This is a genomic window from Dermacoccus sp. UBA1591 (assembly GCF_002322065.1).
Classification (GTDB): domain Bacteria; phylum Actinomycetota; class Actinomycetes; order Actinomycetales; family Dermatophilaceae; genus Dermacoccus; species Dermacoccus nishinomiyaensis.
On sequence record NZ_DCNR01000123.1, the window covers coordinates 6,064 to 23,583 of the forward strand.

19 protein-coding genes are annotated in these 17,520 nt (G+C 69.6%); 5 read left to right on the plus strand and 14 right to left on the minus strand.

Annotated elements, in window-relative coordinates:
- Positions 1 to 865: ABC transporter permease (locus B2284_RS14025; RefSeq protein ID WP_286697669.1), on the plus strand; the 865-nt coding region annotated here is incomplete at its 5' end.
- Between the two features lie 145 nt (positions 866 to 1,010).
- On the opposite strand, the gene B2284_RS14030 is transcribed toward B2284_RS14025, so the two are convergent.
- The 8 genes from B2284_RS14030 to hrcA form a co-directional block, all read right to left on the minus strand.
- Complete coding sequence (locus B2284_RS14030; protein WP_240742459.1) at positions 1,011 to 1,757, minus strand: class I SAM-dependent methyltransferase; 747 nt, start codon at positions 1,755 to 1,757, stop codon at positions 1,011 to 1,013.
- A 9-nt stretch (positions 1,758 to 1,766) separates the two neighbouring features.
- A complete protein-coding gene (gene era, locus B2284_RS14035; protein ID WP_006944283.1) occupies positions 1,767 to 2,711 on the minus strand; it encodes a GTPase Era in 945 nt (314 codons plus the stop codon).
- Entirely contained in the window at positions 2,708 to 4,033 is a 1,326-nt protein-coding gene (locus B2284_RS14040) for a hemolysin family protein (protein ID WP_062257790.1), read from the minus strand. The genes era and B2284_RS14040 overlap by 4 nt, the downstream gene beginning before the upstream one ends.
- 28 nt (positions 4,034 to 4,061) lie before the next feature.
- Positions 4,062 to 4,568: an rRNA maturation RNase YbeY gene (gene ybeY / locus B2284_RS14045; RefSeq protein WP_006944324.1), complete on the minus strand. Its 507-nt coding sequence runs from the start codon at positions 4,566 to 4,568 to the stop codon at positions 4,062 to 4,064.
- Positions 4,565 to 5,647 (minus strand): PhoH family protein, encoded by a 1,083-nt coding sequence (locus tag B2284_RS14050; RefSeq protein ID WP_074039888.1) that lies wholly within the window; start codon positions 5,645 to 5,647, stop codon positions 4,565 to 4,567. Before B2284_RS14050 ends, ybeY begins: the two co-directional genes overlap by 4 nt.
- A 31-nt stretch (positions 5,648 to 5,678) precedes the next feature.
- Complete coding sequence (locus B2284_RS14055; protein WP_136788031.1) at positions 5,679 to 6,437, minus strand: 16S rRNA (uracil(1498)-N(3))-methyltransferase; 759 nt, start codon at positions 6,435 to 6,437, stop codon at positions 5,679 to 5,681.
- A 3-nt stretch (positions 6,438 to 6,440) separates the two neighbouring features.
- Positions 6,441 to 7,553: a molecular chaperone DnaJ gene (gene dnaJ / locus B2284_RS14060; RefSeq protein WP_040014408.1), complete on the minus strand. Its 1,113-nt coding sequence runs from the start codon at positions 7,551 to 7,553 to the stop codon at positions 6,441 to 6,443.
- A gap of 64 nt (positions 7,554 to 7,617) precedes the next feature.
- Positions 7,618 to 8,640 (minus strand): heat-inducible transcriptional repressor HrcA, encoded by a 1,023-nt coding sequence (gene hrcA, locus B2284_RS14065; protein WP_074039885.1) that lies wholly within the window; start codon positions 8,638 to 8,640, stop codon positions 7,618 to 7,620.
- Positions 8,641 to 8,911: 271 nt separating this feature from the next.
- On the opposite strand from hrcA, the gene B2284_RS14070 reads away from it, so the two are divergent.
- From B2284_RS14070 to B2284_RS14080, 3 genes are all read left to right on the plus strand, one after another.
- Positions 8,912 to 9,793, plus strand: coding sequence for a DUF3097 domain-containing protein (locus B2284_RS14070; RefSeq protein WP_040014389.1), 882 nt, complete (start codon positions 8,912 to 8,914; stop codon positions 9,791 to 9,793).
- 151 nt (positions 9,794 to 9,944) lie between these two features.
- Positions 9,945 to 10,415: a DUF4870 domain-containing protein gene (locus tag B2284_RS14075; protein ID WP_006944228.1), complete on the plus strand. Its 471-nt coding sequence runs from the start codon at positions 9,945 to 9,947 to the stop codon at positions 10,413 to 10,415.
- 244 nt (positions 10,416 to 10,659) lie between these two features.
- Positions 10,660 to 11,124, plus strand: a complete 465-nt coding sequence (locus tag B2284_RS14080) for a hypothetical protein (RefSeq protein ID WP_131941182.1) — start codon at positions 10,660 to 10,662, stop codon at positions 11,122 to 11,124.
- On the opposite strand, the gene B2284_RS14085 is transcribed toward B2284_RS14080, so the two are convergent.
- From B2284_RS14085 to B2284_RS14095, 3 genes are all read right to left on the minus strand, one after another.
- Positions 11,075 to 11,233 (minus strand): hypothetical protein, encoded by a 159-nt coding sequence (locus B2284_RS14085; protein ID WP_160126212.1) that lies wholly within the window; start codon positions 11,231 to 11,233, stop codon positions 11,075 to 11,077. The two genes, B2284_RS14080 and B2284_RS14085, sit on opposite strands and share 50 nt — an antisense overlap.
- Before the next feature lie 108 nt (positions 11,234 to 11,341).
- Positions 11,342 to 12,574, minus strand: coding sequence for a radical SAM family heme chaperone HemW (gene hemW, locus B2284_RS14090; RefSeq protein ID WP_131941184.1), 1,233 nt, complete (start codon positions 12,572 to 12,574; stop codon positions 11,342 to 11,344).
- A 72-nt stretch (positions 12,575 to 12,646) separates the two neighbouring features.
- Positions 12,647 to 13,765 carry a TDT family transporter gene (locus B2284_RS14095; RefSeq protein ID WP_083607200.1) on the minus strand — a complete coding sequence of 373 codons (1,119 nt, stop codon included), beginning with the start codon at positions 13,763 to 13,765 and terminating at the stop codon, positions 12,647 to 12,649.
- Between the two features lie 84 nt (positions 13,766 to 13,849).
- Here B2284_RS14095 and B2284_RS14100 point away from each other — a divergent pair, with 84 nt between their 5' ends.
- Complete coding sequence (locus B2284_RS14100) at positions 13,850 to 14,785, plus strand: LysR family transcriptional regulator (protein ID WP_074045586.1); 936 nt, start codon at positions 13,850 to 13,852, stop codon at positions 14,783 to 14,785.
- Between the two features lie 3 nt (positions 14,786 to 14,788).
- Here the strand turns inward: B2284_RS14100 and B2284_RS14105 are convergent, their stop codons facing one another.
- The 3 genes from B2284_RS14105 to lepA form a co-directional block, all read right to left on the minus strand.
- Complete coding sequence (locus B2284_RS14105) at positions 14,789 to 15,268, minus strand: hotdog fold domain-containing protein (protein ID WP_074045585.1); 480 nt, start codon at positions 15,266 to 15,268, stop codon at positions 14,789 to 14,791.
- 93 nt (positions 15,269 to 15,361) lie between these two features.
- The gene (gene trmB, locus B2284_RS14110; protein ID WP_074045584.1) at positions 15,362 to 16,198 is read right to left on the minus strand and encodes a tRNA (guanosine(46)-N7)-methyltransferase TrmB; all 837 of its coding nucleotides are present in this window, start codon (positions 16,196 to 16,198) and stop codon (positions 15,362 to 15,364) included.
- Positions 16,195 to 17,520 (minus strand): translation elongation factor 4 (lepA, locus tag B2284_RS14115; protein ID WP_286697670.1); only part of this gene is annotated, 1,326 nt, incomplete at its 5' end. The genes trmB and lepA, both read right to left, overlap by 4 nt.

A 17,520-nucleotide genomic window follows, 5' to 3' on the forward strand; every position in this document is an offset into this window, starting at 1 on the left:
GGGCGTGGCGGCGAGCGTCGCGATCTTCATTGCGTTCCTCGTCCGCCGTCACACCCTGCGCCTGATGTTCGTCCTGGCGGCAGCAGGCGGCGCCATGCAGCTCGTCGACCCGCACGCCTTCATCATCTTCGGTGACTTTCTCTACGCCCCGATCTGCGCCGAGCTCGGCGTGCACCGCGACGCGCGCGTGCGCCGTCTCGGCCTCATCACGGGCGCGCCCTTCGTCCTGCCGCGCCTGGTCGCCATCTTCGGACGCCTGCTCGGAGCCGGCCCCGACGCGCGCATCGCACGCCGCAACGCCGTCGCTGACCCGATGCGCACGACGCGCGCCACGCTCGGCCTCGTCATCGGCGTCGGCCTCGTCACGACGTTCGCCTCCGGCAGCGCCGCGCTGTCGGAGTCGATCACGACGTGGGATCTGAGCGCCGCTGAGAGGGCACAAGCGCTCGACGTCATGCACATGGTCTCGATCCTCATGATGTCGCTCGTCGTCATCGCCTCGATCATCGCGGGCGTCGGCTTCGTCAGCACGATGTCGCTCGTCGTCATCCAGCGCCGCCGCGAGATCGGCATGCTGCGCGCCATGGGCTTCACGGCGCGTCAGATCCGCGGCATGGTGACGCGCGAGTCGCTCGCGCTCGGGTTGACGGCCGTGCTCGTCGGCATCGCCCTCGGCGTGCTGCTCGGTTCGCTCGGCGCGCAGTCGCTCATCGGGGCCGGCAACGACGGCTTCGTCTGGGGTCTACCGTTCGAGGTGCTCGCCGTCATCGTCGTCGCAGCTCTCGCGCTGGTCCTCGTCGCGGCCCTGCCGCCCGCGCGTCGCGCCACGACGGTGACGCCCGTCGAGGCCCTGCGCGTCGTGTGACCTCCCACGCTGTGCGAACCCGGCCCAGACGAGTTGAGGTCCGACACTCTGCACTGCAGGGTTTCGGACCTCAACTCATCTCGTGAGGACTGCAATCACGAATTGCGGACTTTCAGACCTCAGGCAAGCGGTCTGCGACGAGCGCTCAGCGTCGGATGTCGGGCGCGCGGCGGATGACGAGGTACTTCTCGCTCAGTTCCTCGATGGCGAACTTGCCGATCGGGATCTCGGAGACGACGAGTTCCTCGTCGAGCGAGAACGGCGCGATCTTCGTCGTCACCTCACGCACGACCTCGCCGCCGCGGATCGTCTTGTACGTGTTGGTGATCTCGACGCGCCCGTCCTTGACCGGAACCGTCTGACGCCACCGCTCGTAGGTGTTGCGCCCCATCGTCGAACTCGCCGTGCGCACGAGCTCCTCACCCGTGTCGACGACGCCGTACGCGCGGCTCATGAGGACCGGTGCGCCCTCGGGCAGCACCTGCGCCATGCGATCCCAGAACGCGAGGCGCGCGCGTCCGCCGAGGAAGTAGATGACGTTGAACAGCAGCGCGCCACCGATCTGCTCGGGCATCCACGCGTCGAGGATCGAGTTCGGCACGACGGTGGTGCGTGCACGCAGCGAGTCGCGCTCGGCGATGCGCATCATGAGCATCGAGCGCATCCACGGGTCGGGTTCGACGGCGATGATCTCGGCGTCGGGGAACTGCTCGGCGAGCGCGACCGTCGTCAGGCCCGAGCCGGGGCCGATGTCGACGAGCGGCAACTCAGGCTTGAACCCGGCTCCCTCCCAGGGAATCCCGCCGACATAGTCGGTCTCGGGGTTGATCGGCAACCGCAGCACGTCTCCGAACTCGGCCCACGCCTCGTGGTCCTTCATGTGCTCACTCATACGAAAACCTCAGAAGTTGAATCCCAGCTTGCCCAGCTGCTTCGGGTCGCGCTGCCAGTCCTTCGCCACCTTGACGTGCAGGTCGAGGTAGACCCGCTGCCCGAGCAGCTTCTCGATGCCCTCGCGCGCCGTGGTGCCGACCTCGCGCAGCCGCGAACCGCCGCGGCCGATGATGATGGCCTTCTGGCTGGGACGCTCGACGAAGATGTTGACGCGCACGTCCATGAGGGGCTTGTCGGCCGGGCGATCCTCACGCGGCACCATCTCCTCGACGACGACGGCCAACGAGTGCGGCAACTCGTCACGCACGCCCTCGAGCGCGGCCTCGCGGATGAGCTCGGCGATCATGACGGTGTCCGACTCGTCGGTCAGCACGTCGTCGGGGTACAGCTGAGGCGACTCGGGCAGGTAACCCAGCAGCACGTTCGCCACATCATCGACCTGCTTACCCGAAACCGCCGAACACGGAACGATCGCGGCCCACTCCCCGAGACGGTCGACCTCGATGAGGTGCTCGGCGAGTCGCTCCCGATCGACGGTGTCGGTCTTCGTCACGAGCGCGACGACGGGGCGCTTGCGCACGCGCTGCAGCTCGGCGAGGTCCTTCGCGATGAACTGATCGCCCGGGCCGATCTTCTGGTCGGCGGGCAGGCAGAACCCGATGACGTCGACGTCGAGCAGCGTCTCGCGCACGACGTCGTTGAGGCGCTCACCGAGCAGCGTGCGCGGCTTGTGCAGGCCGGGGGTGTCGACGAGGACGATCTGGCCGTCGGGGCGCGTCACGATCCCACGGATCGTGTGACGCGTCGTCTGCGGCTTGCTCGAGGTGATCGCCACTTTGTCGCCGACGAGCGCGTTCGTCAGCGTCGACTTGCCCGCGTTGGGCCGCCCGACGAGGCAGGCGAAACCGGCGCGGTAGATCTCGCCGTCGTGGGTCGTGTCGTGCTCGGTCATCGATCCGTCTCCTCGCCGCGCGTCTCGGCGCTGCGCTCGTCCCCACGCCCGTCCGGGTCGGTGGGATCTTCGGGTTCCACACGCTCGACGATCAACGTCGCGAGCTGGTGGCGTCGTCCTGCCATCTTCTCAGCCGTGAGGCGCAGCCCGTCGATCTCGCCGCTCGCGCCGACGAGCGGCACGCGCCCGACGAGCTTGGCGAGCAGACCACCGACGGTGTCGATGTCGTCCTCGTCGATGCTGACGCCGTACATCTCGCTCAGGTCGTCGATCGACATGCGAGCCGGAACGCGCGTGCGGCCGTCCCCCAGTTCCTCGACGCCGGGCGTCACGCGGTCGTACTCGTCGTCGATCTCGCCGACGATCTCCTCGACGATGTCCTCCATCGTCACGATGCCGGCGGTGCCGCCGTACTCGTCGATGACGACGGCGAAGTGGACGCGGTCGCGCTGCATCTCCTTGAGCAACGCGTCGACGGGCTTCGACTCGGGCACGAACGCGAGATCGCGCATCACCTCGGAGATGGCGATGGCGTCCGCGTCGCCGGTGAGCGTGCGCCGCACGACGTCTTTGAAGTACAGCAGGCCGACGAGGTCGTCGGAGTTCTCGCCGATGACGGGCACGCGCGAGTAGCCGGAGCGCACGAACAGGTTCATCGCCTGGTGCAGGCTCTTGTAGCCGTCGATCGTGATCATGTCGGTGCGCGGCACCATGACCTCGCGCACGATCGTGTCGCCGAGCTCGAACACGCTGTGGATCATGCGCCGCTCGTCGGCCTCGATGAGGTCGGAATCCTCGGCGAGGTCGACGAACTCGCGCAACTCCGCCTCGGAGTCGAATGGGCCGTCCTTGTAGCCCTCACCCGGGGTGACCGCGTTGCCCAGCGTCACGAGCAGCCGCGCGAGCGGTGAGAGCACCGTGAGCGCGACGAGGACGGGCCGCGCCGTCGCGAGCGCCACCTTGTCGGCGTGCTGGTGGCCCAGCGTGCGCGGCGAGACGCCGACGAGCACGAACGAGGCGATCGCCATGACGGCGACGGCCGTCGCGAGGCTCGGCCAGAACGCGCCGTCGAACGCGCGTGTCGCGGCGACGGTGACGAGGACGGCGGCCGTCATCTCGGCGCCGACGCGCAGGAACGTCAGCACCATGAGCGCCGTCGCGTGGTTGTCGACGATGCGTCCGAGCGCCGAGGCGCCGGCGTGGCCCTCCTCGGCGAGCGCGACGACGCGGTGGCGCGTCACGCGCCCGAGCGCCGATTCGACGAGGGCGAAGACGAAGCCCATGACCACGCTGACGAGCGCGGCGATCAGCACGATGGTCACGTGCGGTTCACTCCCAAGGTCTGCGGGGTCACTCGCGCCCGGACGGCGGCGCGATGCGGATGGTGCCCGCCTCCGTGCTGCGCCCGCGGCTCGCGAGGTAGGTGAGCAGGATCGTGCGCTGCAGTTCGAACATCTCGACGCGTTCGTCCGGTTCGGCGTGGTCGTAGCCGAGCAGGTGCAGCACGCCGTGGACGGTGAGCAGCAGCAGCTCCTCCATCGTGTCGTGCCCGGCTGCGGCCGCCTGCGCGGCGGCGACGCTCGGGCACAGGACGATGTCGCCGAGCATGCCCTCCTGGGACGGCTCGCGCTCGCTGCCGGGCGTCAGCTCGTCCATCGGGAAGCTCATGACGTCCGTCGGGCCCGGCAGATCCATCCACTGCACGTGCAGCGTCTCCATCGCTGCCTCGTCGATGATGCGGATGCTCAGCTCGACGTTGGGGTGGACGAACATCGCGTCCATCGCGTAGCGCGCGCAGTCGTGGATCTCGTCGAGCTCGACGTCGACGTCGGTCTCGTTGGCGATGTCGATCGTCATGCCGGCTGCCCCTCGCCGCCGGCGCGCGCCTCGCGGCGCTTCTTCGCCTCGGCGCGGCGACGTTCGGCTGCCGCGTCGTAGCGGCCGTAGGCGTCGACGATGTCGGAGACGAGGCGGTGACGTACGACGTCGCTCGAGTCGAGGTGGGCGAAGTGGACGTCGTCGATTCCGGTGAGCACGTCCTCGATGACCCGCAGGCCCGACGTCGTGCCACCCGGCAGGTCAACCTGCGTGACGTCACCCGTCACGACGATCTTCGAACCGAAGCCGAGGCGCGTGAGGAACATGCGCATCTGCTCGCTGCTCGTGTTCTGCGCCTCGTCGAGGATGATGAACGAGTCGTTGAGCGTGCGCCCGCGCATGTACGCGAGCGGCGCGACCTCGATCGTGCCTGCGGCCATGAGCTTCGGGATCGAGTCGGGGTCGATCATGTCGTGCAGCGCGTCGTAGAGCGGACGCAGATACGGGTCGATCTTGTCGTTGAGCGTGCCGGGCAGGAAGCCGAGGCGCTCACCGGCCTCGACGGCAGGGCGCGTCAGGATGATGCGGTTGACCTGTTTGGCCTGCAGCGCCGCGACGGCCTTCGCCATCGCCAGATACGTCTTGCCCGTACCGGCCGGGCCGATGCCGAAGACGATCGTGTTGCGGTCGATCGCGTCGACGTACTCCTTCTGCCCCAGTGTCTTCGGGCGGATCGTGCGCCCGCGGCTGGAGATGATGTTCGTCGTCAGCACGTCGGCGGGGCGCTGCGCGTTCTTGCCGCGCAGCATGCCGATAGAGCGCTCGACGGCGTCACGGTTGATCTGGTGGCCCGCATCGATCATCGTGAGCAGCTCACCGACGAGGGTCTCGACGATCGCCGCGTCCTCGCGCGGGCCGTCGATCGTCAGCTCATTGCCGCGCGCAAAGACGAACAGGCGCGGGAAGGCGCGCTCGATCGTGCGCATCAGCTGATCCTGCGGCCCGAGCAACTGCACCATCGCGACGTCGGGCGGGATGACGATGCGCGTCTGCTGCGAGGCAGCCTGGCCGTCAGGGTCGTGAGGGGTGCGCTCGGAGGGCGCGGAAGCGTCAGTCATCGTGTCTCCAGTCTAGTGGTCGCTCGGGCGCTCAGACCCAGCGCGAGCGCGCGAGCAGGGCGGCGAGCGCCGCCGGGCCGGCCGACGACGAACGCAGCACGGTGGCGCCCATCCGCACCGGCGTGGCACCGGCCGCGACGAACGCGTCGAGCTCGGCGGGCGTGATGCCGCCCTCGGGGCCGACGACGAGCATCACGTCACCGGCCGACGGCAGCTCGACCTGCGCGAGACTCGCCTCGGCGTCCTCGTGCAGGACGAGCGCGAGGCCGCCCTCCGCGACGGTGGCCGAGATCGCCTGCGCCGCAGCGTTCTTCGTCACGAGGTCACTGATGCGCGGGGGCGTCGCCCGTCGTGATTGTTTCGTGGCCGCCTCGGCCTGCGCCACCCATTTACGGCGGGCCTTCTCGGCGCGCTCACCCCTCCACTGCACGATGGAACGCTCCGCCTGCCACGGCACGACGGCGTCGACGCCGAGCTCCGTCGCCGCCTCCACCGCCTGCAGGTCGCGATCACCCTTAGCGAGCGCCTGGACGAGCGTGAACGTCACCGCCGGCGGTGTCTCGCGCGTCACCTCGCTCACGTGCGCCGTCAGCTCGCCCTTCGTGGTCTCTGCGACCACGGCGTGCGCGACGAGGCCCTCGCCGTCGGCGAGCAGGATCTGCTCACCGACACCCATCCGCTTGACGGTGACGGCGTGGCGTCCCTCGTCACCCGCGAGCACGACGGGTGCACCCGTCGCCATGTCGTCGGACAGAGCGCCGGGTGCGACGAAGTAGAGGTGCGCGGTCACGCCTCAGCCCTTCCAGGCCTGACGCAGCTTGCCGAGCAGGCCCTGGTTGACGGGCTGGAACTTCGGCGCCGGCGAGTCCTCTCCGCGCGACTCGGCGAACTGACGCAGCAGGTCGGCCTGCTCGGCCGTCAGCTTGCTCGGGGTGCGCACGTTGGCATGCACGAGCAGGTCGCCGCGGTTGTCGGTGCGCAGCCGCGTGACGCCGAGGCCCTTGAGGGTGATGACGTCGCCGGGCTGCGTGCCGGCCTTGATGTCGATGTCGCGCGAGCCGTCGAGCGTCTCGAACGGCACCGTGGCGCCGAGCGCCGCGGCCGACATCGGCAGCTCGAGCGAGCAGTGCAGATCGTCGCCCTGACGCTGGAACATCGGGTGCTTCTCGACGCGTACCTCGACGTACAGGTCACCGGCGGGGCCGCCGCCGGGGCCGACCTCGCCTTCACCGCGCAGCTGGATGCGCGTGCCGGTGTCGACGCCGGCGGGCACCTTGATCGTGATGGTGCGCGTGTCGCGCTTGCGGCCGTTGCCGTCGCACTCGAAACACGGGCTGTCGATGATGTCGCCGTACCCCTGGCACGCGGTGCACGGACGCGACGTCAACACCTGGCCGAGGAAGCTGCGCTGCACCTGCTGCGTCTGCCCCGCACCGCCGCACACGTCACACGTGTGCTTGCCCGTGCCGGGACGCGAACCGTCGCCATGACAGGTCGAGCAGACGACGGCCGTGTCGAACGTCAGCTCCTGCTCGCCGCCGAAGACGGCCGTGGCGAGTTGGATGTCGAGCGGCAGCAACGCGTCCTGGCCGTGCTGGACGCGGCTGCGCGGGCCGCCGCCTCCCCCTGCGGCACCCCCCGTGAAGAACGCGTCCATGATGTCGCTGAAGCTGAACCCGGCGCTACCGCCGGGCGCGTAGGGGTCGACGCCCTGGTCGTAGGCCGCCTTCTTCTGCGGATCGCCGAGCACGTCGTAGGCCTGCCCGACGCGCTTGAACTCCTCGGCCGCCTCCGGGGAGGGGTTGACGTCGGGGTGCAGCTTGCGGGCCTTCTTGCGGTAGGCGCGCTTGATCTCCTCGACGGAGGCCTCACGCGTGACACCGAGTTCGGCGTAGTAGTCGTTCACGAGCATCCTTGCTTTCGACGGGTGAAGATTTCGTCACTCATGTGGTCGTGGTGCGCCCGAGCCATCACTGCTCGAGAAGTTCGGAGACGTAGCGGGCGACCGCGCGCACGTTCGCCATCGTCTGCGGGTAGTCCATGCGGGTCGGGCCGAGCACGCCGAGCGTCGCGACGGCGTCGCTGCCGTAGGCCGTCGTCACGAGCGAGGTCGACTCGAGGCCTGCGAAGTCGTTCTCGGCGCCGATGCGGACGGTCACCTCGTGCGTCGGATCGTCGTCGCGTGTGCTGATGAGGCGCATGAGGACGACGTGCTCCTCCAGCGCCTCGAGAACACGGCTGACGCTGAGGCCCGCGTCGTCGCGCAGCCCGGCACGCGCGAGGTTCGCCGTCCCCGCGAGCACGACGCGCTCCTCCCGGTCCTCGGCGAACACCGCGGCGATCGTCGCGACGATCGTGTCGACGTCAGCACGCTGCCCCGGCTCGAACTCCGCGCCCAGCTCGGTCATGGCCGCGGCGGCCTCGGTGAGCAACCGCGCGCCGGAGACCTTGTTGACGCGCGCTCGCAGCGTCTGGACGAGGCGCTCGTCGTCGGCGGAGGCGACGGAGACGAGACGCTGCTCGATGCGACCTGAGTCGAGGATGACGACGAGCGACAGGCGCCCCTCGGCGACCGGCACCAGCTCGATGTGTCGCACCCGTGAGCGCCGCAGCGACGGGTACTGCATGACGGCGGCCTGGTTCGTCAGTGTGGCGAGCAGCCGGGCGGTGCGTTCGACGATGTCGTCGAGGTCGACGCTCTGACGCAAGAACGTCTCGATCGCGCGACGCTGTGTCGCGCTCAGCGGCCGCACCTGGCTGAGGCGGTCGACGAAGATTCGATAGCCGGCATCGGTGGGCACGCGACCGGCCGAGGTGTGCGGCGCGGAGATGAGACCGGCGTCCTCGAGGGCGGCCATGTCATTGCGGATCGTCGCGGCGGAGACGCCGAGCTGATGACGTTCGAGCAACGCCTTCGAACCCACCGGTTCGGACGTCGCGACATAGTCCTGCACGATGGCGCGCAGCACCTCGAGCCGCCGTTCGTCGCTCATGCGCTCACCTCCCGCGCCTCGATACCGTCCTTCGATCTGCAGTCCGTCCAAGATTGGCACTCACGCCGAGCGAGTGCCAAATCATGCGGGGTGTGTTCGCCCACAGCGTCGCGGGCGGTTCCCTCGCGCCGTCGTCCATCGTCCGTCGGTCGGCAGGCGCGCGCTCCCCGGCCCTCGGCGACGCCGCGACGGGCGCCTGGCTGCGCCCGCGGCCATCGTTCTCGGCGCGCCGCGACGGCGGTTGTCGGTGGGCGGTTCTACCCTGATCGCCATGACCGACCGTTACGGCTCCGACGTCCTCTCCGGCGATTGGCGCGCGCCTCGACGTGGGCGTTCGCGCGAGGTGCCCGCTGAGCTCGACGTCGTCGTCGAGGACGCCCAGAGCGGTTACGTCGGCGCCGTCGTGCGCGTCGAGAAGTCGGGCGGGCAGCACGTCGTCTTCCTCGAGGACCGCTTCGGCAAGGCCCGCGGATTTCCGCTCGGCGCCGGCTTCCTCGTCGACGGCGAACCCGTGACACTCGTTGCGCCCCGACCCGCCACCGCCGCGCGCCTCGCCGAGCAGCAGACGCAGGCCGGGCGGACGGCGTCCGGTTCGCTCGCCGTCCCCGGGGCGAAGGCGCGCGTCGCGCTGGGTTCGCGAATTTTCGTCGAGGGACGGCACGACGCCGAACTCGTCGAGAAGGTGTGGGGTGACGACCTGCGCATCGAGGGCGTCGTCGTCGAATACCTCGAGGGCGTCGACGATCTCGCGGCCGTCATCCGCGACTTCCGACCCGAGAAGGGACGCCGCCTCGGCATCCTCGTCGACCACCTCGTGCCCGGCACGAAGGAGGCACGAATCGTCGAGAAGGCACGCGCCCTGCCGCAGGCACGCGACCACGTGCTCATCGTCGGCCACCCCTACGTCGACGTGTGGCAGTCCGTACGACCCGAGCGGCTCGGCTGGTCGAAGTGGCCCGTCATCCCCAAGGGGCAGTCGTGGAAGCACGGCATCCTCGCCGAGCTCGGCTGGCCGCACGCGACGCAGGCGGACGTCGCGCGCGGATGGAAGCAGATCCTCGGCACCGTGCGCACGTACGCCGACCTGCAACCCGAACTGCTCGGACGCGTCGAGGAGCTCATCGACTTCGTCACCGACCCCGCGCAGCAGTGAGACGCCGGGATGGCGCGGCGTGCGCCGACATCATCCCCGGGATGGACGCCGGGGCCCGCGAATATCGATCCCGCGGGGGATGCGCTCGGGACGCAGACACGGAATCATGGTCAGTGAACGAGAGATTCACCCTTCGACACCAGGAGACGTCGTGAGCAACTCCCAGCCGTACCCCTACCCCGACGAGCGCACGCAGGGCCAGGGAGCCGGACGGCTGGCCGGCGCTCCGTACGGCGCCGAGCCGCCCGTCACCGGCCAGGGTCACCTCAGCGATGACGAGCGCGCCGCCTCGATCGTCGCGCACCTGTCGGCGCCGGCCGCCGCGATCCTGTCTGCGGGATGGGTGAGCTTCCTCGGCCCGCTCATCGTGTGGTTCATCTACAGAAACCGCTCCGCCGCGGTGCGCCGCGCAGCGGCCGGGGCGTTCAACTTCAACGTTGCGTTCTCGATTCTCTACATCGTCGGTTGGGTTCTGGTCTTAACCCTCGTCGGCATTCCCGTCGCGCTCGTGCTCTGGGCCGTCATCTTCCTCGTCGCCGCGTGGTGCCACGTCAAGGGAGCGCTGCGCTCGGCGCGTGGCGAGAGCTACGACTACCCGTTCCAGATCCGCATCCTCAACTGATGCGGCCCACGTCGCGACGCCCCGCCCCAACAGCGCACCTCGTGTGAGCGCTGGGCTCGCCCCCACCCCTGACAACGTTCCCTCGGCACCCCGTGCCGCGGCGCTTCGTGCTACCCGATTTAAGAAAAGAATCATCATCCCTGCCCTGACCCCGGCCCCCCGTTAGCGCGAGGGCGTCGCCGCCGTCGACAAGCGTTCGGCGCTCAAGAACGTCCTCGGTGCCCTCGGCCTCCTGCTGCTCGCCATGTTCGCTGGCAGTCTCGTCGCCGCCGTCGGTGATCTGTTCGGCGACAGCGAGAACGGCCTCGTGACGCCGATCGGCGTCGTGACGATGGCGCTGCAGCTCGCGATCGCGGCCTTCGTCTTCCGCCGGGCCTGGCACATCACCTCACGCGACCTCGGCTTCGTCAAGGAGGGCGCGCTGGGTTCCTGGCTCGTCGGCGCACGGGGCGGCATCGCCGCCATCACCATCGTCTGGGGCGCCAACCACCTGCTCGGGGGCGTCGACTTCTCGCCCAAGATCACCGCCTCCGGAAAACGCGAACTCGCCCAGGATGAGCGAGGCGCCCGCGCCGATGAGGATCGCCCCCAGGACGCGGAAGACCGAACTCTCGGCCGCCGTGTTCATGACCGCGCCGGCCAAGCAGCGCGAAGATGCCTTAGACGGCGGGGTGAACGTGGACGCCGTCCTGGGAGACGTTGTCCTTGAACGGACCCTTGCCGGCGCGGATGAGGCGCGTCACGAGGAAGGTGACGACGAAGGAGATGAAGACGAACAGGAGCGGCAGCGTCGTCGTCGAGTAGTCGGAGCCGTTCATCGGCGCCCCCTTCGGTCGTCGGGGTCGGCGCAGGCGGGCACGCAGGGGCCCGGGGATCGCCCCTGAGGCAGGCCAGCCCCGGGAGGCGGGCGTCTCGGTGCGCGCGGCTCAGATCGCGAGCAGCGCCCGCACGACGGTGTCGGTGAGCAGGCGACCGCGCAGCGTCAGACGAACTCGTTTGTCGCGCACCGCTGACGGGCCGTCGATCAGCCCCGAGGCGACGAGGCCGGCGACGGCGCGTCGCCCGTCCTCGTCGAGAATGTCGAGAGGAAGTCCCTCGGCGAGGCGCACCTGGAGTAGGACGCGTTCCTCATAGCGCTGGCGCTCGTCGAGCAGTTCGCGTGCCAGCGCCGGCGAGAGCCCCGCGTTGACGCGTTGGGCGTAGGCGCGCGGATGCTTGACGTTCCACCAGCGCACGCCGCCGACGTGGCTGTGCGCGCCGGGGCCGACACCCCACCACGGCTCGTCGCGCCAGTACGCGAGGTTGTGGCGGCACTGCGTCTGCGGCGAGCGCGCCCAGTTCGACACCTCGTACCAGTCGTACCCGGCATCCGCGAGCAAGGCGTCGGCGAGCTCGTACTTGTCGGCCTCGTCGTCGTCATCGGGCAGGGGCAGCTCGCCGCGACGCACCTGCGCCCCCATCTTCGTGCCCTCCTCGACGACGAGGGCGTAGGCGCTGATGTGGTCGGGCTCCAGCGCGATCGCCGCGTCGAGCGAGGTGCGCCAGTCGTCGAGACTCTCACCCGGCGCGCCGTAGATGAGATCGATGCTGACCTGCAGCCCGACGTCCTTCGCGGCGCGCACGGCGCGTTCGACGTTGGCCGGGTCGTGCGTGCGCTCGAGCGTCGCGAGCACGTGCGGGACGGCCGACTGCATGCCGATGCTGACGCGCGTGAAACCACCGTCGGCGAGGGTGCGCAGGTAGGTCTCGTCGACCGAATCGGGGTTGGCCTCCGTCGTGACCTCGCACCCCTCGGCGAGACCGAACAGCTCGCGCGCCTTCGCGAGGATGCGGACGAGGTCGTCGGCGGGCAGCATCGTCGGGGTGCCGCCGCCGATGAAGACGGTCTCGATGACGGGGACGCCGCTGGGCGCCTCGCCCAGCTCACGTGCCGCGAGATCCAGCTCGCGCAGCGCGGCGTCCGCGTATGTGCTGACACTCGCGCCCGGCTCACCGAGCTCGGTGAGCGTGTAGGTGTTGAAGTCGCAGTAACCGCAGCGCGTCACGCAGAACGGCACGTGGACGTACAGCCCGAACGCACCGCCCGCCAGCGTCGCGAGCGCAGCGGACGGGAGGGCACCGTCGTCAGGGGCGGGGATTCCGTCGGGCATCTGCGGCATCTGGTCATTGTCGCACCGCTCGGCGTCGCACCGTTGCCGTCCATCCCTGCCGCGCCCAGCTCATCGCCGCGTTCAGGCGTGACGCAGAGCGCGCTGGTGACACACCGCGAGCAGCGAGCTGATCGCGCAGACGCTCCAGGTGCCGAGCAGGAAGAGATACAGCGCCGCACCGGCCCAGGTGAAGATCGCGTGGTGCGAGCTGAGCCCCAGCATCGACGAGCCAAGCACGAGCGTGCCGACGGGGAACGTCATGCCCCACCAGCCTGGGCTGAACGGCATGCGCTTCGTGAAGCCACGCACCGTCATGGCGAGCGCCCACGCGACGAGCGGCACCCCGATCGTCAGCATGACGTAGCCGTAGACGTGCCCGGCCTGGGTCACCGTCGTCGCGATCGGGCCCTGCAGCATCGACGCCGATTGCCTCGCGATGGCCTGCGCAGCCGCCGTCGACTGACCGACGACGCCGAGCGGCAGCCACGCGGTGATCGACGCCGCGAGCGGCAGCGGCTCGACGAGCCAGTGGTGGCGGTAGGCGATCGCGAAGATGATGACCCCGAGCACGAGCGCGACGAAGAAGCAGGCCGCGCTCGCGAGCAGCACCCATACGCGCGCCTGCGGGTCGCTCAGCCAACCGACGATGCCGGCGCCGGCGGTCGCCGAGACCATCGGCGGCACGACCGCCAGACCCCACGCGGTCGTCGGTGTGCTCGGGTCGGCGACGAGCAGACGGGCCGGCACGGCGACGGCGGTGGCGAGGCCGATGACGGTGCCGATGACCCACAGGACGAGGTCGGCCCGCCAGGCTGCGTCCCTCAGGCCCGCGGAGATTGTCGGGAGCACCGCCGATGTCGCCGAACCGACGGCGAGGACGCCCATCGAGACCATGCCCCACTGCGCCATCGCGACGGGGTTCGCGATGCTCGCACGCAACGCGTCGCGGTCACGAGCGATACGGACGACGAACGCGGCGGTGAGGGCGACGAGCAACGTACAGGCGATGAGCCAGAACACCACGGCGAGCAGGTGACCGAACGGGATGACGTCGGTGCGCAGTTCGCTCAGCGTCGCCAGGATGGCGCTGCCCATGACACTGCCGTACCAAGCCGGCGACGCCGCGGGCACCGTCGTGTTCGCGAAGAACGAGCCGGTGGTGCGGTGAGGCATGACGTCGGTGGCGGTGGCTGTGCTCATGGGTTCCATGCTCCCGCCGTGTCGGCTCGCCCGGTAGCCCTATATCCGGCATGGGGGTATGCGTTTCGCATATAGGCTGGAGTGGTGACGACCTGGCCCGACCTCGCGACGCTCGAACTGCTCGTGGCACTCGCCGATGAGGGCTCGCTCAGTGCGGCCGCCCGACGCTGCGGGGTGGCGCAACCCAACGCGAGTCGCAGCATCGCCCGGCTGGAGCGCGGGCTCGGCCTGTCGCTCATCCATCGCGCGACGACCGGTGCCCGCGTCACGACCGACGGCCTGCTCGTCGTCGAATGGGCGCGCGCGACGCTCGAGGCGGCGCGCGCCCTCGAGACGGGAGTCGCGGCACTGCGCGCTCGTACGCAGGCGCCCCTCGTCGTCATGGCGAGCCAGACGGTCGCCGAACACCTGTTACCGGGATGGATCGCGGGGTGGCAGCACGCCGCGGGTGGCGCGGGCGCCGGTGGCGCTTCCCCTCACGACCCATCGCTTGGCGAGACGCGCGGCATCTCGGTAGCCGTCGGCAACACGACGGAGGTGCTCGCCGCGGCACGCGGCGGTGAGGTGGATCTGGGGTTCATCGAGGGCCCCGGCGCTCCGCCAGGGTTGAACTCCGTCGTCGTCGCGCATGACGACCTCGTCCTCGTCGTCGCGCCGCAGCATCCGTGGGCCGCGCGCTCACGTGTCCGCGCCGAGGAACTGGCGGCCACACCGCTCGTCGCGCGCGAGTCGGGCTCGGGCACGCGGGTGGCCTTGCGCCGCGCCCTCGCGCCGCTCGATGTCGCTCCCCCGGCGCTCGAGCTGGCGAGCAACGCCGCCGTGCGGGTTTCCGCCGCGGCCGGGACGGCTCCCGCCGTCCTCAGCCGGCTCGCTGTCGACGACGCGCTGCGTGCGGGCACCCTCGTGGAGGTCGGCGTCGACGGCGTCGACCTCACCCGCAACCTGAGGGCCGTCTGGGCCGGCCCACGGCGGTTGACGAACCCCGCCGCCGCGGCGCTTCTGGCCACGGCGGCGGGGTGAACGTCACTTCTTCTTCTTGGCCGAGACGTAGATCGGGATGATGCCCTCGACGGCGACCGTGCCGTCCTCGACGAGGCGCCCCGTCACCTTGACGTCGACCTGGAACGGCGGCTCCTTGTCCCAGTCCTCCGGCGTCGTCTCGGCGATGCACTCGATGTCGCCGGGCGTCTTCGCGACGTAGTCGAGCGTGATGCCCTTGGGGATCCAGCGCATGTCGTCGGGCGTCGTCGCCTCCGCGAGCAGCCCCATGGCGCACTCCATGCCGTTGGCGATGGCGATGGCGTGCACGGTGCCGATGTGGTTCTGCACACCCCACCACTTCTTGATCTTCACGACGCCGCGGTGCGGCTCCATCGTCTGGATCATCGGGGCGACCGTGCGGAAGTAGGGCGCCTTGAGCGCGAACGCGGCCGAGAACGCTGCGCGCCCCGCCTTGTCGTTCTTCGCTGTGAGCTTCTTGTACATGCCGTAGACCTGATTCATGGCCCCAAGGTTACCCGCGAGTATCGCGTTCGCGCCCGATCAGCCGCGCCGGGGACACCGAGCCCGAACGCCGTGGGGGCCGCGCGGCACCGCTCAGTTGGCTCGCTTCACCTCGAGGTCGCGCACGATGCGCTCGACCTTGAGACCCTTCGTCTCGAAGCGGGTCGTCGTGCGGCCCTCGAAGCGCGGCGCGAACCCTCCGCGCGCGCCCTCGGGATCGACGTGGGCGTCCCCGGCGTCCGCGAGGCGCCCGGTCCACGGGTTGGTGAAGCGCGGCGACGCCTCGGCGACGTCACGCATGTGCCAGGCATAGTCGGCCCAGTCGGTCGCGAGGCGCCAGGTGCCGCCGGGCACGAGGACGTCGGCGACGACGTCGGCGAAGCCGAGCTGCACGAGACGACGCTTGTGGTGCTTCGTCTTCGGCCACGGGTCGGGGAAGAACGTCCACACCTCGTCGACGCTGCCCGGCGCGAAGAGCCGATCGAGCGCTTCGGAGGCGTCGATCTCGATGAGACGCACGTTCGTCACGCCCGCGTGGACGGCCTTCGAGATCGTCTGCGCGATGCCGGGACGCCACACCTCCAGAGCGATGAAATCCGTCTCGGGGTGCTCGAGCGCTGCATGGACGATCTGATCCCCCGCGCCCGAACCGATCTCGACGACGAGCTTCGCCCGGCGTCCGAACACCTCGGCGATGTCGAGCCGGAAACCATCGACGGGCTCGGTCGTCCCCGGCTTGCGGGGAACGTCGAGGACGTACTGCTCACCGTTGTCACTCAGCGCACGATGGTGACGCTCCGGCATCCGGCCGCCGCGGCGCGTGAACGAGCGCGTGCGTGCGAGCGGGCGCGGCCCGACCTGCGGGTGCTCCCCCGCGCCCTCCGACGGCTGGCCGGACGTCGCACCCGGAACGTAACCGGGCTTGCTCACTTCTTCTTCTCCGCCGACTCGCCCTGGCTGAGCGCGGCGATGAAGGCCTCCTGCGGCACCTCGACGGAACCGACCATCTTCATGCGCTTCTTGCCCTCCTTCTGCTTCTCGAGCAGCTTGCGCTTGCGGCTGATGTCGCCGCCGTAGCACTTGGCGAGCACGTCCTTGCGGATGGCGCGGATGTTCTCACGGGCGATGACGCGCGTGCCGATGGCCGCCTGGATCGGCACCTCGAACTGCTGACGCGGGATGAGCTCCTTGAGCTTCGTCGCCATCATCGTGCCGTAGGCGTACGCCTTGTCGCGGTGCACGATGGCGCTGAACGCGTCGACGGTGTCGCCCTGCAGCAGGATGTCGACCTTGACGAGGTTGGCGCTCTGCTCCCCCGCGGGTTCGTAGTCGAGCGAGGCATATCCGCGCGTCTTCGACTTGAGGGCGTCGAAGAAGTCGAACACGATCTCCGCGAGCGGCAGCGTGTAGCGCATCTCGACGCGCTCCTCGGACAGGTAGTCCATGCCGAGCAGGTTGCCGCGACGGGCCTGGCACAGCTCCATGACGGCGCCGATGTACTCGCTCGGCACGAGGATCGTCGAACGCACGACGGGTTCGGTGATGTCGGCGATCTTGCCCTCGGGGAACTCGCTCGGGTTCGTCACCTCGCTGACGACGCCGTCGTCCGTCGTCACCCGGTAGACGACGTTCGGCAGGGTCGAGATGAGGTCGAGGTTGAACTCTCGCTCGAGGCGTTCACGCGTGATCTCCAGGTGCAGCATGCCGAGGAAGCCGACGCGGAAACCGAACCCGAGCGCTGCCGACGTCTCCGGTTCGTAGACGAGCGCCGCGTCGTTGAGCTTCAGCTTGTCGAGGGCGTCACGCAGGATCGGGTAGTCGGAACCGTCGATCGGATACAGACCCGAGAACACCATCGGCTTCGGGTCGGAGTAGCCGCCGATCGCCTCGGACGCGGGCTTCGCGGCGTTCGTGACCGTGTCACCGACCTTCGACTGGCGCACGTCCTTCACGCCGGTGATGAGGTAGCCGACTTCGCCGACGGACAGGCCCTTCGTCGGGATCGGCTCGGGCGAGTTGACGCCGATCTCGAGCAGCTCGTGCGTCGCGCGCGTCGACATCATCTCGATCTTCTCGCGCGGGCTGAGCCGTCCGTCGACGACGCGGACGTAGGTAACGACGCCGCGGTAGGTGTCGTAGACGGAGTCGAAGATCATGGCGCGGGCCGGCGCGTCGGCGTCACCGACGGGGGCAGGCAGCTTCTCGACGATGACGTCGAGCAGTTCCTCGACACCGACGCCCGTCTTGCCGGA